9 protein-coding genes are annotated in these 17,003 nt (G+C 40.4%); 6 read left to right on the plus strand and 3 right to left on the minus strand.

Annotated features, from left to right (window positions below; all coding sequences use genetic code 11):
- Positions 1-76: 76 nt before the first annotated feature.
- From LC586_RS00195 to LC586_RS00205, 3 genes are all read right to left on the minus strand, one after another.
- Positions 77-1,804, minus strand: a complete 1,728-nt coding sequence (locus LC586_RS00195) for an SDR family NAD(P)-dependent oxidoreductase (protein ID WP_229482398.1) — start codon at positions 1,802-1,804, stop codon at positions 77-79.
- 248 nt (positions 1,805-2,052) lie between these two features.
- Positions 2,053-7,509, minus strand: a complete 5,457-nt coding sequence (locus LC586_RS00200; protein ID WP_229482399.1) for a type I polyketide synthase — start codon at positions 7,507-7,509, stop codon at positions 2,053-2,055.
- Between the two features lie 202 nt (positions 7,510-7,711).
- Positions 7,712-7,990: a hypothetical protein gene (locus tag LC586_RS00205; protein ID WP_229482400.1), complete on the minus strand. Its 279-nt coding sequence runs from the start codon at positions 7,988-7,990 to the stop codon at positions 7,712-7,714.
- 1,701 nt (positions 7,991-9,691) lie between these two features.
- On the opposite strand from LC586_RS00205, the gene LC586_RS00210 reads away from it, so the two are divergent.
- The 6 genes from LC586_RS00210 to LC586_RS00235 all read left to right on the plus strand — a co-directional run bounded on the left by LC586_RS00210 (position 9,692) and on the right by LC586_RS00235 (position 16,544).
- The gene (locus tag LC586_RS00210) at positions 9,692-10,900 is read left to right on the plus strand and encodes an ABC exporter membrane fusion protein (RefSeq protein WP_229482401.1); all 1,209 of its coding nucleotides are present in this window, start codon (positions 9,692-9,694) and stop codon (positions 10,898-10,900) included.
- Positions 10,901-10,960: 60 nt separating this feature from the next.
- Positions 10,961-12,139, plus strand: coding sequence for an ABC transporter permease DevC (gene devC, locus LC586_RS00215; RefSeq protein WP_229482402.1), 1,179 nt, complete (start codon positions 10,961-10,963; stop codon positions 12,137-12,139).
- A 208-nt stretch (positions 12,140-12,347) separates the two neighbouring features.
- Positions 12,348-13,352, plus strand: a complete 1,005-nt coding sequence (locus LC586_RS00220) for an NAD-dependent epimerase/dehydratase family protein (RefSeq protein WP_229482403.1) — start codon at positions 12,348-12,350, stop codon at positions 13,350-13,352.
- A gap of 240 nt (positions 13,353-13,592) precedes the next feature.
- Complete coding sequence (locus LC586_RS00225; protein ID WP_229482404.1) at positions 13,593-14,576, plus strand: glycosyltransferase family 2 protein; 984 nt, start codon at positions 13,593-13,595, stop codon at positions 14,574-14,576.
- A gap of 79 nt (positions 14,577-14,655) precedes the next feature.
- The gene (locus tag LC586_RS00230) at positions 14,656-15,120 is read left to right on the plus strand and encodes a DUF2141 domain-containing protein (protein ID WP_229482405.1); all 465 of its coding nucleotides are present in this window, start codon (positions 14,656-14,658) and stop codon (positions 15,118-15,120) included.
- Between the two features lie 137 nt (positions 15,121-15,257).
- Positions 15,258-16,544, plus strand: coding sequence for a glycosyltransferase family 2 protein (locus LC586_RS00235; protein ID WP_229482406.1), 1,287 nt, complete (start codon positions 15,258-15,260; stop codon positions 16,542-16,544).
- The last annotated feature ends 459 nt before the right edge of the window (positions 16,545-17,003 follow it).

The following is a 17,003-nucleotide window of genomic DNA, read 5'->3' on the forward strand; positions in this document are numbered from 1 at the left end:
AGAGCACGAAGAAGAGAAAGAATTTCACAGATCATTTAGGACTGCTATGTAGATGTTGAGTGGTAAAGGAAAACTACTAGCTTCTGAGCATTTTCATTGACCAAATAATGGCATGAGCGCCGAGCATTCGTGAGTATATTTTTCCTTGGCGATCGTGTATGATGAAGTTTGCGATCGCACTACTTGGTGTCTTAGATTTGACTTCACAAGAAACGTAAAATGTTTCGTTATGTGGTATCATTGCAAACTGTTCAAACTTTTCTACTTTTCCTGGTAAGCAACCTTCTTGATGAAAGTGTTGTGTCCAAACCCATAAGGCGTGCATACTCAAGTCTGTTGTGTAAGGATTTACCCATTGGACGGGGAATTGTCCTTGTTGCTGTGCGCTGAGTTCTGGCCAAAGACATTCTGTAGTAATTTTTTCAGGACTAATGTTTAAAACTCTTTTGATTTCTTGAAAAGCGGGGCCATGAAATAATGTGGCTCCACCATTTTGGTAAAAATCCTTTCCTGTAGCGGTGATGATATTATCTTCTTCAAGATTGAGAGATTCATAAGTGGGTGCAGATGGGATTTCTCGCTGGAGATTGAGTTGAGCGCTAAAATGAAAATGGATTCTGCCTTCTGGATTTTTACTCGAAATTTTTGCTTTAAGTTCGATTCTTTCAAGATTAACTTTAGAAATTTCTTCTATTTCTAAAATATGTTCCTTCGCTAATGTCTCATTGAAAGTAATCCCCTTTAAAACTTTGAAATCTTGGTAATTAAATAACCGATAACCTGGATATAATTGTTCACAAGCATTGATAATCCAAGTCATTGCACAAGTTGCTGGTAAAACTGGAGAACCAGCAATAGTATGATCGTGTAAAAATGGATTAGCCTCCAATGTCATTTGGCGACGAATACGATAAGTTCGTAGTTCTGAATCTAGCTCTGTAGCCATTGGAACTAGTGGGCTACCAATAACAACTTGTGAGGTTGCATGATTGGTATTATCCATTTCTTTAACGAGCATTTGCGCCCCAACTGCAATGGGAATAATTTCGATTTTTCGCTCTTGAAAAATCTTCTTTAATTCTGCTGTCACCATCCCACTGTCCCAAGCGCCCCAGTTGATAGCGACTACATGACATGAGGGATAACTTTGCTTAAATATATGGGCTGATTTGTTCAGAATTTCATTTGCGATCGCATAATCAGATTGTCCAGGATTTCCGTAAAATCCTGTGACTGAAGAAAACAAAACTAAATGCTGAAGTTGATTAGGGTTAACGCAAGCTAACAGATTTTCTAAACCTTGAACTTTAGCGGTGTAAACTTTTTCAAAATCCTCTTCTGTTTTCTTTTCAATTAACTTATCAGCTAAGTTTCCCGCGCCGTGGATGATTCCTGTAATTGGGCCCTGATGTTGTACAACAGTGGCAAGTTTTTGTTGTAAAGCTTGCGTATCTGTGACATCGACGCTGATATATTCTGCTTTAGCTCCGGTTTTTTCAATTGCTGCTAGAGTCTTTTTAATTTCGCGGCTGGAGGTAATTTTGTTATATATTTTTTGCACATTCATGGGTGTAGGCTTCTCTCCGTGAGAAAGAAGATTTTCCATGATGCATTTTTTCAATGCGGATTCATCAGAATTTAGAGCATAATCTGGTTCGGTTTTTAATAGTTCGGAGCGACCAAGGAGGATGAATTTGCAGGGTTGCTGTTGGGCTAATCTGATAGTACACTCAGCCGTAATCCCTTTTGCACCGCCGCTCACGACAAAGACAGATGATGGACTAAGCTGGGCTATTTGTGTCATAAATCCTCATGAATACCTGCATAAATTGGGTTTTTTTGATATACGAACCGCAAAGGGCGCAAAGGACGCAAAGTAAGAGAAATAGGCAATCTTGTAGTGGGAAGTAAAAAGTAACGTGCTATAGCAGTCCTAAAAAATTTGTCAAATTCTCTGTTTATTTCTTTTCTTTGCGCTCTTTGCGTCCTTTGCGGTTCGTTAAAAACAGGAATTTTCACAACTCAAATAAGACTGCTATATCAAAAAACTAATTAATCGGCGATAATGGTGACTCGTCCTTGTGAACCATACCCAACTTCACTTATATAAAGGTTGGGGTCGTGAAGTTCGGCGATGATGTTTTGTACTGATTGTTTAGCGTCAAGTCTGGGGCTTAGGTCGATCGCACGAGTAAATACCTTTGGCCATTCCCATCTCAGAGTTTTGGTTAATCCGAATAAACCAGCGCCGATCGCACCGAAATTGACTTTGTACTCTAAGCCGAAGGCTCCATCAAGATGAGCAACTGTGCAGAAACAACTACGCCCATGACGTGAGGCTTCGTTTAGAGAGGGTTTCAGGTGTTTCGCCATCAAAAATATGTGCTTGACGATCGCCTTTTCTTGCTCGTTATAAGAAATACTTCCGGTGTGATTTCCTACAAACATCGGATGTAGGTGGATGAAGGCCCCAATCGTTCCGCAGTGAGATGCGATCGCTTGCAATTGTTGTTGGAGATGTTCTTCACTCAAGTTTGCTAAGGTGACGCGGGTTACTCCTGCGGGTAAGGGCGCTTGTTGGGCGATGAGCGATTGGGGGAAGCTGATAACTACTACTTTCCAGCCTTTCTCGATTAGGGATTCAGCTAATTTATAAGTGGTGAGGGAACCATCATCGGTGATTAAACCGATGTGTCCCTCTGGTAATGTGAAATCCAAATAATCGGGCTGTGCGAGGGTTCTGAGTTTGACGGGATGGCGCTGGATATTATGCTCTAATTCCGGTGGTTGTTGGACAAACTCAGGCTCAGACTTTTTTTTTTCACCTCCAGCCAACTGCTGTAGGTAATCGACTATTTGACCGATGGTGCGGAGGTCTCCGAGTTCTTCGATATTTGGCTTGGGTAAGTTGGGGTACATTTCTTGCATCGCCCCCAAGATTTCTACCCGTTTGATAGAGTCAATCCCTAAATCAGCTTCCATGTCCATTTCCAGTTCCAGCATCTCTACTGGATAGCCGGTCTTATCACTGGTAATAGCTAACAGGGTTTGACCTAAGTCTGCAAATTCATCACTTGTAGCGGGTTCTGGGGTGAATGCGACAACTACGCTTGGTTCAGGTGAAGTTACTACCTCAACTACAGGTGCAGCCTCTACTGAAATCTCGGTTGCTTGTTGTACTTCGTGAACTGCAATTTCTACAGTAATACTTTTGGAAGCATGGGATTGCAGATACTCTACAACTTGACCGATGGTGCGTTTTTCTGACAGTTCTTCTAAATTGGGCTTGGGTAGGTTAGGGTACATTTCCTGTAGCGCCCCTAAGATTTCCACCCGTTTGATGGAGTCAATTCCTAAATCCGCCTCCATGTCCATGTCCATTTCCAGCATTTCGACTGGGTAGCCGGTCTTGTCGCTGGTGATGGCTAAGAGGTTTTTATCCAAGTCAACAATATCGATGGTTGCGCCAGATACAGGTGCAGCAGTTGTAGGTGCTGGTTCTGGGGTGAATGCAACAACTTCTGGAGGTGAGCTAATTTTGACTACAACCTCGGCTTGAGGTTCTACTACTGGGACAGGTGGCTCTACTGTCTCGACAGTGGCGAAATGCGGTGTGGGCAGTAGAGACGCGATTGATCGCGTCTCGATTGATCGCGTCTCTGTTGATCGCGTCTCAATTGATCGCGTCTCAATTGCTCGTGTCTCTGGGGATACAGGAGTTTCAACTACAGGCTCTACAGCAGCCGGGAGAGGCTCTTGGGTAACATTTAAGCCATTTTTAACTACAGGCTCAGTTACAGGCAAAGGCTGGCTTTCTACTATCTTGGTAGTAGCAGGTACTGGTGCATCACTAACAGTTGTTTCTGTGCTGAAGGGAGTGAAATTACTTAGTTTCTCTGTTAGTTGGGTTGCTCCCTCACCAGAGATGATTTGAGAATACTCTTGCTGTATGAGTTGGAAAAAGTTTTTAGTATATTCCAACTGTTCTTGAAGATATTGTTCATGGATGCGTAGGGTTTCACCTTGTTGAGAGTGAAACTGCATCATGCTACGCTCTAAGCTTTCCATGACAACTAGCTTCATTTTGGCAGTTTCGGCTGTTGATTTACTTTCACTCAACAAAGAATTCTGCTGCTGCATCAGTTGGAAAAACGCTTTAGCGTATTCCATTTGATGGTTGAGATAAGTACCGTGAACTTGTAAATTCTCGGCTTGATTTTCCTGGAACTGTGTCAGGAGATATTCTAAACTTTCTAAAAGTTGTTGGTAATTTGTAAGTTTTTCTGGCGTTGGTTGCATCTTAGATTCCTGGGCTGGTTGTGAAAGGGTCACAGGATTCATTTGTTGCTCTGGTTGGGTGATGACACCGTTCATTGTTGCGGTGGATTTTTTATGTCCGTTAGTCTCGATCGCAGCGAGAGTTGGAGTCACACCTGGGCTGCTAAATAAAGGAGCCGCATCAGAATATTCGGGGGTGGGTAATGTGACTTTATGCCCATCCTGCAAAGCTAGAGCGAAGGCATTTTTGGTTTTTTCGGATCTGTAGTTTATCCCGTTTAAACGGACATTTAATGTCTTCTTCGTCTCAATTGGGGGTATAGTTTGGGGAAGTTGGTAAGGATCGAGGTTATTCAAAGCCAGACCAATCACACGCAATTGCACAACTGCTTCTCGCAAAGAACGATCGCTATTCTTTTGAGTGCTAGGATTCAAAGATACGGTGATGTGTGGGCGATCGCCAAGGATATCTTTTACCAAGTTAGTCAGAATTCTTCTCGGCCCAAATTCCACAAAGCAAGTACCACCCGCCGCATAGATATTTTCAATTTCCTGTTTAAACAGCACTGAGTTGGAAAGATGCGTTTCCAGGATTTTTTGAATACCTTGGGGTTCTTTAGGATACTGCTTACTGGTGACGTTGCTGTAAACAGGGATTTTTGGACTTTGGAATTTGACAGACTTGGTTGCGATCGCAAAGGATTTCTGAGCAAAGGCAATTAGCGGTGTATGGAAAGCTGCTGAAACAGGTAACAATACAGCTGTATATCCTTTCTCGTGTAAAGCCTCTTTGATTCTCGCTATTTCTGCGGTAGGCCCAGCCAAGACAAATTGAGTCGGAGAATTTTGATTTGCGATCGCAACTTGGGGAAAATGTCTCAGCACTGCTTCCACTTTGCTGATATCTTCTTTGACAGCCAGCATACTACCCGCATCATGATCTGGGTCTTCTGGAGCCGCCATTGCTTGACCCCTAGCTTTCACCAGAAATAAGTAATCTTCTGTACTCAAAACACCCGCAGCCCATAGCGCTGTCAGTTCACCAAAGCTGTGACCGGCAACAAAATCTGACTTGAACCCAGCTTGTTGCAATATGCTGTACATCCCTGCACTCAACACCCCGATAGCTGGTTGAGCGTATTCTGTGCGTTGTAAGGCAGCAATTTGGACATTTTTTTCTGCCTCTCCAAACACAGGATGAGGAAAAACGATTTCTGACAACGGCTGCAAATTATCTTTGATTAACAGGCTATCCATATAGCCATGAAGACGGCGCATCAAAGGGAAATTCATTACTAGTTCCCGGCCCATCTCCAAGTATTGCGAACCTTGACCAGAAAATAGAGAGACAACTTTTCCGCCCAACTCCATACCAGAGGAACGGTAATAAATCCCTTGGGGATGCTCCCAAGATGCTGCTGTTCCTTTGTGTTTTAGCCAGTCAATGCTAGTTTGCAGAAACTTGCAAGCTTCTTCGAGATTCTCAGCTACAAACCCAAATCTGGCAGCAGAGAGGGGAATTTGTGGCGATTTGCACTCATTGACTAATTGTGCGTAGTGTGTAGGTGCATCTGGCGATCGCAACTTACCTAAAATCTCTTCCGATTTGCTCAACAATTGGTCTACTGTAGGAGCAAACAACAGCACTTCACTAGCATCACTGTGTAAGCGGTAAGCGTGGTTTTGGTCGGCTTCATATTCTTCCAAAACGACGTGATAGTTGGTTCCGCCAAATCCAAAGGAACTTACACCTGCGCGTCTTGGTGCTTCCCCTTCTGGACGAATCCAAGGTCTAGTTTCGGTATTCAAATAAAAGGATGAATTTTTAATGTTGAGTTTGGGGTTTGGCTCGGTAATGTTAATTGTGGGCGGTAATACTTTGTGATGTAAAGCCAAAGCAGTTTTAATCAAACTCGCCGCACCCGCAGCCGCTTTTGTGTGTCCGATTTGCGATTTCACACTACCCAAAGCGATGTGCTGCTTTTTGTCATCATGTACATCAAAGTAGTCTTTTAAAGAACCGAATTCTGTCGGATCTCCAGCCATTGTGCCGGTGCCATGTGCTTCCATTAAACCAACAGTAGCGGGAGAGAAACCGGCATCTTCATAAGCACGTTCTAAGGCTTTAACTTGACCTTCTTTGCGGGGAGCATAAATACTCTTATAACGCCCATCGCTGGAAGTACCAATACCTTTAATTACGGCATAGATTTTATCGTTGTCCCGTTCCGCATCTTCTAACCGTTTAAGGACAATCATCCCGATACCTTCACCCAGCATCATCCCATCCGACTTAGCATCGAAAGGTTTGACATTTTCACTAGGAGAAACCGCCGGTGTTTTGCTGAATGAGATGTAAGCCATGATGGTGTTGTCGGTATCAACGCCACCAGTCAGCATCATGTCAGAACGATGCTCAACTAGTTCGCTAATTGCCATTTTTAAAGCACCGAAGGAACTAGCGCAAGCGGCATCAACTACACAATTCATCCCGCCAAAATTTAGGCGATTGGCAATTCTACCCGCGACTACGTTAGCTAACATTCCAGGGAAAGCGTTCTCATCCCATTTCACATAAGCGCTTTTGATTTTTTCAACGATTTTTTGCGTATCTTCATCAGATAAACCACTGCTTTTAAGTGCTTTTTCCCAAATCGGATATTCCAATCTCGCAGAAAGTGGCATTCCTAATTGCTTGGCCATAGCCACGCCTAAGATTACCCCAACCATCTCGCGGTTAAACTCACGTTTTTCACCATAACCTGCATCTTCCATCGCCTCTTTCGCAACCACTAAACTTAATAGTTGCGATACATCTGTGACTTCCAAAATGCTGGGTGGTATGCCGAATTCCATCGGGTTAAAATCTACCTCTGGAAGAAACCCACCTCTTTTACAGTAGGTTTTATCTTCAGTAGTTCTGGGATTGGGATCGTAATAATCTTCGACGCTCCAGTGAGTGGAAGGAACATCAGTAATACAGTCAATTTTGTTTACTATATTTTGCCAGTATTCCCGCAAATTTCTGGCTTGAGGCAATAGAGAAGCCATCCCAACAATGGCTATAGGATTGTGTTGTAATTGTCTGTTAATTTTGTTGATTGACACTGATTTATCTGATTTATCTGACTTCATTTTTTTTTCCTCTATAGACCTCATCACAGCCTTTTCACAATTATTGATAAGGCTTTCTAACTCCGCTAAGGCAGTATCAATCGAATAAGCAGACATAGGGCATAGTTAGTACTGTGGATTGTGTAGCTACAGTAATTCTGTTGCCTACTAATTAATGAAAAACTCTCGTTTTGTAAGCAATTAGCTATCTTATCTTTGCTAAATGCTTGTCTCCAAATCGACACCACACGATACATACTGCCGGGGTAAAGCCTTATGTTTCCAGGCGACTTTGGCACACTGCGATCGCAAAAAAATGTTATCCAACGCTAGACTCTTGATATTGTGGCAATAGGTCGATGACGTTGTTAAAACTGGTAAAATAGTCTTGGAGTGTAATAGCTGCTTGACCAGTGAATTCAATGCATTTGTAATAGTAGAGATTTTGAGCAATGGTATCCCACTGGAACAATAAAAACTGAAGAGTAGCTAAGGAAACAGAAACGCTTTTTTTGCCTGAACCCGTTTGATTATCTAGCCTAACTACAGCAACATAGCTGTTATTAATGACAACGTTCTGTATCTTGATCAACGTCATAGCCAGTTTCAACGTCCAGGATAATATATTTTATGGGATTTGACCCAGTAAAGTTGACAAGTTCGTTACAGAAAAGACACCACCTTTAATCCGAGATAATGCAAATTTAAAAGTAACTAAACGATCAGAAGCTGATGCATAAGCAGTTATATTTAGTTATTTTTAATTTTAAAATTACAATTAAATAACTAGTTTGCTTAACTGCTTTTAAGCATTGAATTAATAAAAACAATAACACACTTTACATAAACTAAATCATTCCTTTAAAGTTATTTTATAAAGAAGCCTCCACTATTACTTATGTCAATTTTAAATAAAATTCCGCATCCCAGTATAATTTATGACAATATAAATGTGTGAGATATTTTGTTATCTACGGGTTAGCCAAAAATTTGTACTGGATTAAGTTAACAATGCAAATCTGTTGTCTAGTAAGTAACAATTCCATGAATACATAGATAAATTGAATAACCATAAGTATGTTTTCTCAGAGAAACATCATAATTGAATCAAAGTTTTGGGTTATTTTTCAATATAAGTCAAGTTAAGATGCAAAGCGGTTATTTATAAAGCAAATGTTAATTTTTAGTATGTTGCTTGGTAAACATAATTATGATTACATCCTTCAAAAGGGCGTTTATAAAGCGCAGCTACAGAGGTAACAGTCAAAGTGTCGCACTGATTGACATCCCGCCCAGAACTTAAGTTCTGCTTTTCATAGTCCAAGTCCACTCAAGTGGACTGAAATTTTCCCTTTCATTAAGGATAAGCATGTACATAGCTTCAAATTTTGTATTTAGTCCTCTTGAGAGGACTTTAGCTATTAGCCTTGGAATTTATTCCAAGACGGGATGGCAACGAAGCAGAAGATTTATAAGTATGTTGGTAATCACAAGAGGCCAAATCCCTTGTTAAAGGTAAACAAACTTCCGCCACAGTGGACTCGTGTATTTTTAGATATGCGTTGACGTAATACCGTTTCTTTGTGAAGCTGCGCCAAATCTCTTAATTTTTTATTTCTTGGCGTACTTGGCGGTTCGTTCTTGCACTATAGGTGCATCTTCATACAGAATTGGTATAACGCACCAAATATATCGCTTCATGCCTTTAATTACTATGAGCAAAGCTGATAAGAATGTCTTATAATACACAACCTTAATAATAATAATCTGTTAGTAATATCAAATCTGCTTAATAACGAACTATCTTTTGGTATTCAATTAGCAGACGAGGGGTTAGTAATGAGCAAATTTATTCAGTCTCTAACCTGACTGTGATGAAATATTTTAGTGAGAGAATCAGGACTTATGCAAAGCTAATCGGTTGACAAAAATCAACTTTTGTGCTATTGTTAATAACAAGTTTATCCCAACTTTGAGATCATTTTATTAGCGCTTCGTTGTTCTTGAAAGTTAAGTTTTCTGGTTAGCCCTATTGTATTTTACGCTACGGGATTAGATGTCAAATTAGGATATAACTTAGGAAGCTTTGAAGTAACACACCATTAATTTTCACGCCACAATAGTGAGTTTGGGCGGCAAAAGCGTACAACAATTCATATAAAACCAATTTAGACCCATCCACTTTATTAAGGTAGAAACCTTAGAGGAAAAGCCCTCTTAGTAATTTGCGGATGAGTCTATATCTAATCGACTAAATATAACCAGGCTATCCCCTAGAAAACAGAATTGGAATGAAAATATGGCAGTAAATAAAGAAAGCCGATTATTCACAAAACCCGTAGGGCGATCGCAAGTAATTTTAGCAGCTTCTCTCACCTTGGCGGCCGGATTAATAGCTTTTTATAGTTTGATACCGTTTTGGTCTAAACCTAAAGTTGTGACACCGCAAGCAAATCCTCCAAAAGCAGTCGCTCCTGCAAAACTTGCTGTGACAGCCTTGGGGCGTTTGGAACCAGAAGGCGAAGTTACTTCTTTGACTGCTCCCGCTTCCAATAACGGGGTGCGAGTAGAAAGACTGTTGGTAAAAGAAGGAGATACGGTTAAAGCACGACAAGTACTGGCGTATCTAGAAAACTATGGTCGTTCTAGAACCGCATTGCAACAGGCTTTAGACCAACTGCAAGTTGCCAAAGCTAAACTAGCGCAGGTTAAATCTGGAGCGAAAACCGGAGATATTGAAGCTCAAAAGGCAGCGATCGCCGGTTTAGAGCCACAATATAAAGGAGACGTTGCTACACAACAGGCGACAATCGACCGTATCCAGGCGGAAGTAGACAATGCTCAAGCCGAGAATAATCGCTATCAGCAATTATATAGACAAGGTGCGATCGCGGCTTCTGTAGCAGATACCAAAGCATTGCAACTAAAGACTACACAGCAGCAGCTAACAGAAGCCCAAGCCACTCTCAAGCGGACTCAAGACACATATCAAGAACAACGCAAGCAAGCACAAGCCCAACTCACCAGTATTAGCGAAGTGCGTAGTGTAGATGTTCAAGTCGCACAAACCGAAGTCAACAGTGCAACAACTTCTGTTCAACAAGCAAAAGCCGACTTGGATTTAAGTTACATCAAATCTCCCATAAATGGCAAAATTTTGAAAATTCACGCCAAAACCGGAGAAGTCATCAGCACCAGCAGAGGATTTGCTGAAATAGGTAAGACATCTCAAATGTATGTGATTGCAGAGGTGTATCAAACCGATGTCCAAAAAGTGCGTGTAGGACAAAAAGCCACAATTACCAGCACTGCATTTACTGGAACAATAAAAGGAACTGTAAAAGAGATTGGTTGGCAAGTTGACAAGCAAAACATCTTCAGCCTAAACCCTGGCTCAGATACAGACCGCAGAATAATTGAAGTGAAAATCTCCATCGATAGTCCCGCAGATAGTGAGCGGGTGGCTCGTTTAACTAACCTACAAGTGGATGTCGCCATTCAGATTTAGTCATTAGTCATTGGTCATTCATAAATGACAAATGACAAATAACAACTAATAAATAAATCCATGAATTTCAAAATTCCTTTAGGATGGCTACAGCTAGCGCAGCAAAAAGTTCGTTTACTAGTAGCTGTAGCTGGAATTGGTTTTATTGTGCTGCTAATGTTTGTGCAACTTGGTTTTCAAGATGCCCTCTATTCAAGTGCAACCGCAGTGCATCAGAATCTCAAAGGAGATTTATTTTTAGTTAGTTCGCAATATAAATCTTTGACCTCAAATCAAAGTTTTTCGCGGACTCGTTTGTACCAATCTTTGGGGTTTGATGGCGTAGAGTCAGTTAGCCCCATGTATTTGCAATTTGCCAAACTGAAAAATCCGGCAACCGGTGAGAAATATTCAATATACGTTATTGGTTTCGATCCCGGTAGACCTGTGATGAACATCCCAGAAGTTGAGAAAAATTTAGATAAACTCAAAATTCCCGATGTCATGCTTTTTGACCGGAGTTCTCGCCCAGAGTTTGGCCCAATAGCTACAAAATTTGATGCGGGAGATACTACACAGACAATTGAAATATTTCCCTTCAATTCATTAATTGGCTATAGAGTCAGAATTGGTGGCTTATTCAGCTTGGGGCCTTCCTTTGGGGTAGACGGTAATTTACTTGTCAGTGACTCAACTTTCTTGAGGATAAATCCCAATACTCGTCCGGCAGATATGATAGATATCGGTTTGATTTCCCTCAAACCTGGTACTGATGCAGAAGCAGTACTGAAAAATTTGCAAGCAACTTTGCCTAATGATGTCCAAGTTTTTACACGCCAAGGCTTTATTGAGTTTGAGAAAAAATATTGGGCTGTCAGAACACCCATTGGTTTTATTCTTAACTTGATGTTGACAATGGCTGCGGTTGTCGGTGTAGTTATTGTTTATCAAATTCTTTACAGCAATATTGCTACGCAGTTCGTTGCTTACGCCACTTTAAAAGCCATAGGTTATGCCAACAAATATTTATTAAATGTGGTATTTCAACAAGCTTTTATTTTGGCAATTTTAGGTTATATTCCAGGATTTATTACTTCTGTTTTGTTATATAGCTTTGCAGCAGAAGCAACTAAATTACCAATATTTATGACCATTAATAATGCACTCATTGTCTTAACTTCAACAGTTTTGATGTGTATAGCATCAGGAGCGCTTGCTATCAACAAACTCCGCTCCGCAGATCCGGGAGATATTTTCTAGCTATTCCTCGCAGCAAAACAATCAAATTATTTTGCCTTGATATAGGCTCATAAGTAAGCCTTGGTGCAAGCTCTCCACAGAAAAATTGCTCTTTATACCCATTTTAGATATTAGGTTAAAAGTCTTTACCGAAATTCCGATCCGGTATAAATTTGAAACTTTTTATCTAATAAATCAAATTCACCTATTTAACAATAAGCCCAAATTTATGAACCTCAAAAACAAAACCCTCCTAATCACTGGGATTGATGAACTTGTCGGTTTGCGTACAGCCGAGTTAGCTATAGCGCAAGGAATGAATGTTCGTGGACTGCAAAGTTCTACAGAACAGAACAAACAATTACAGAATTTAGGTGTTGAAGTAATTATTGGGAGTATTACGGATTCTGCTATTGCTCAAAAAGCTTGCCAGGGAGTAGATATCGTTTTACATACAGAGCAAATTGCCGAAGAAGCTGGCGCAATTAACCGTTTTCGTGATGTTAATGTTGGCGGTACGGTCAATATAGCTAAAGCCGCTAAACAAGCTGGTGTCAAAACATTTGTGCATCTATCCAGTGTGATGGTTTACGGTTTCAACTATCCTAATGGTATTACAGAATCCGGGACACTATCTGGCGAAAATAATCCATACTGCCAAACGAAAATAGAAGCTGAACAAGCACTATTAGAACTCAATAATACTTCAGATTTTGGCATCATCATTATTCGATCCGGAGATGTTTACGGGCCAGGAAGTATTCCCTGGATAGTCAGACCAATTCTGATGATGCGTCAAAAATTATTTGCCTATGCCAACGAAGGTAAAGGAGTAATCAATCATGTATATATAGATAACTTGATTGATGGAATTTTTATTGCGATAGAAAAAGAAACCTCCGGTGAAATATTTAATATCACCGATGGACAAGAAACTTCGTGGAAAGAGTATTTTATGCGTTTAGCAGCAATCGAAGGTTTATCAGCACCGCTTTCATTGCCGAAAGATGAAATCAAGTTGTTTCTAAAGCTACGCGTTCAAGGACAAAAACTTTTTCGCAAAAAAGTTGATATCTTACCAGAGTCGATAGATTTTATGACTCGTCCCTATGCTTGTTCCATTGCCAAAGCACAAAACCTGTTAAATTATAAACCAACAATTGACCTAGAAGAAGGAATGCAGCGAACACATGAATGGCTGCAAAAAACAGATATTCAAAGCTTGATGAAATAGTCTTTTGGGGGTGGGGAGTAGGGAGAATATAAGAATTATAATAGTAGATTGGGTTGAGGAAGGTAGCAAGATACCGCAGGGTAACCCAACATTATCAAGGCTTTGTTGGGTAACGCTTATGCTCAACCCAACCTACTAAATTCTCACTTTTTACTTTTGGATTATTACGTTGCATCTGCCTAAGAATTATCTGCAATTAAGCATCTAATAATCCACAAGTTTTTAGAATAGTTGTTTTCTATGAGTAGCAATCAGCCACGATTGAGCATCGGATTACCTGTATATAATGGTGAAAAATTTCTCAAAGAAGCCATTGATTCACTCTTGGCTCAGACCTTTGAAGATTTTGAGCTAATTATTTCAGATAATGCATCTACAGATAAAACTGAAGAAATCTGTAGAACTTATGTCGAGCAAGACCAACGTATTTGTTACTACCGCAATGACAAGAATATCGGTTGCGCCCGTAACTTCAATCAAGTTTTTAAATTGTCTTCGGGTGAGTACTTTAAGTGGGCAGCCTATGATGATCTACATGCTCCAGATTTTATCAAGAAGTGTGTTAAGGTGCTTGACGAAGATCCTACTATAATCTTGTGTCATTCCCAGACATATTTCATTGATGAAAAGGGGAGTTTTCTGCAAAACTATGATATCAAACTCAAGGCAGATGCACTAAAACCACACAAGCGTTTTCACGAATTGCTGACCAAGTATTTATGTTATCAATGTTACGGTGTAATTCGCGCCAGTGCCTTGAGAAGGATACCGCCTATGGGTGGTTACGGTAATGCAGATGGAATTCTCTTGTTAAGACTTGGTATTCTCGGTAGGTTTTATGAAATTCCTGAATACCTATTTTTTGCCAAAAGCCATCCACAACAATCAATGAGTATGTATTTTCCTAATTATTTGTTGTTTACTAACAACAGAAAAAAACACTCATTGAGTATGCTGCCTGATTTTTATGCCTATGCAGTGTGGTTTGATTCAGCAAAGAAAGGACAAATTTTATTGCCACATTGGAGAATATTCTGGGAGTATTTACTCTCTATATGGCGGAGTCCCTTGAGTTTGTATGAGCGGCTGTGTTGTCATAGAAGTTTACATCAGCAGTTAAAAGGGACAGAATATCTTCTGCTGAAAGATTTGCTAATGGTGGTGCAAAAACTTTGGAAAGGTTGGCAAGCAGCATCAATTAAAAAACAGCAAGTCACACTTTGAACAAATCAGTTAAAAAATCAAAGCTGGTAAATACAGCTTTTTCTCAACCCACGAATCACCTATTATTCCCCACAAAACTATGTTGAAACTATCTCAATGTCATGTTTTGCTTGCTACTTTAGTGAGCTTCAGCTTTGCTAAAACAGTGAATGCAGAGCCAACTGCAACACTTAATGTTGTGGTAAATGGAATACATCACCAAAAAGGTGAGATTTGCTTCAGAGTTTACGCAAATGAACAAGGATTTCCGATGAGTAATTCTAGTGGATCTCAAAGTGGCTGCGCTAAGATTACTGGCAATTCTGTAAAAAAAGAATTTTCCGGTTTGAAGCCTGGAACTTATGCTGTCGCCGTAGTTGACGATCAAAATGGCGATCGCAAACTCAATAAAGACTTTTTCGGTATTCCCAAAGAAGGTTTTGGGATTTCCAAAAATCCAACTGTGTCTATACAAACAGGTTCGCCAAAGTTTCGTGATGCCAGTTTTGTTGTAAACAAAAATACAACAGTCAACATCATCATGAAATATTCCCTGGATTCGTAAAGGGAATAAGGGACAGGTTACAGGGTACAGATTATTTCCTGTAACCTGTTCCCTGTCACCTCTCTTTCTTGAGAATTACGGTTTAGATCACACCTACATATAAACAAGCCGATATTCTACCGGAGACTAAAAATTTAATGGAAGATTTGGCGATATTTCTGTCTAAGTCTTTGACGGGTTGGTTGGTTATTCAGGTGTGTTTAACGCTTGTCTTTATATGGTATCTGCGCTCATCTAAAAAAAAATTATTACCAGATGATCAGTTACCCAAAACAGCAGTGATTCTTTGCCTACGCGGAGCCGATCCGTTTTTGCCTAGATGTTTGCGATCGCTCCTGAACCAAAACTATCCACAGTATGATTTAAAATTGATCGTTGATAGTCACGAAGACCCCGCTTGGAAAATTGCCAGTGAAACCATCACAGAGCAAGAAGCGACCAACGTTCAAATCAGCCCTTTGAGAATAGTACGCAACAATTGTAGTCTCAAATGCAGTTCTTTAATCCAAGCTGTCCGTGAGTTGGATGATTCCTACAAGGTGGTTGCTTTAGTAGATGCTGATACTATAGTGCATGTAAATTGGCTCAGAGAATTAGTCAGTCCTTTGGGGGATGCGAAAGTAGGGGCAACAACAGGTAATCGTTGGTATGTACCGACAGGTAAGTATTGGGGATCTATAGTGCGCTACGTCGGCAATGTATCCACAGTCGTGCAAATGTTTCTCTTCCAGATTCCTTGGGGTGGTACTTTAGCTGTGAAAACAGAAGTACTTCGCCAAACAGAACTGTTAGATAAGTGGGGACAAGCTTTAGGCGAAGATTTTATGATGCACGACATCCTCAAAAAACAGGGGTTGCAGGTAAAGTTTGTGCCTTCACTGCTGATTGTAAATCGTGAAGAGACTAATTTATTCAACTTAATAGATTATCTCAAGCGGCTCATCCTTTATTCTCGACTGTATCACCCACGTTGGTTAGCTTTAGTTAGTGAAGCTGTTTCTAGCATTTTGTTTCCTACTGCACTAATCATTTTAGTTCTTGAGTCGTTGTTAGAGGCAAAATGGGAAGCTGCGACTCTCTTGTTAGGCTGCTATGGTGTCTATACTGTAGGGTTACTCTTAATAATGCTTGTGTTGGAATTAGAGATACAGCGAGTGGTTCGCTCTAATGACCAGGCGATGCCTATCGGCAAGCCGTTCCACGTCTACGCAAAATTATCAGCTGCTACAATCATCAAAATGTTAATTGCGATTCCCTTGACACAGTGGGTTTATGGGTTAGCGATGCTATCATCCCTCTGGGTTTCAACAGTCACTTGGCGCGGTGTTTCCTATCGGGTTCAAGGGCCCTGGAATGTCCGCCTAGTCGAATATCGCCCTTATCAATGGTTAGATCAGCCTATTGATAGCAAGGTTTCTCTTTGAACTAAATCGCTAAATATGAACTAGGGCATGAAAGTTATTACACTAAACATTCCCTAGTCTTCAAATTATATAATCTTATATTTAGTAGAACTATATTAGTTATAACCCAATACGCTTGGGTTAAGGCTAAAACCCTTTGTGAAATCAATTTTTTTAATGAACCTTATTAGGCGCAGAGAAGCCAGTGCGCCCTTGCGGTTAAGAGACTTGAAGCAACTGGCGCGACACAGAGAGAAGGAAAAAATGCTTAACTGAACTGTATTGAGTTATAACCTTTGTTAAAATACACGTTTTTGCTTGTTAATTACCTAAGTGTATTTGTATTCATGGCAAGGGTTTAGACAAATATATTAAGGGGAATTTTGACTTATTATTTTGGAGATTTTGATAGTTTCTAATCCAGGTTTAAAAACATTATCTTAACAATCAATAACTTCGGCTATTTGAAAAGGCGTAAAT

It is taken from the genome of Nostoc favosum CHAB5714, from assembly GCF_020829495.1.
GTDB classification, from domain to species: domain Bacteria; phylum Cyanobacteriota; class Cyanobacteriia; order Cyanobacteriales; family Nostocaceae; genus Nostoc; species Nostoc favosum.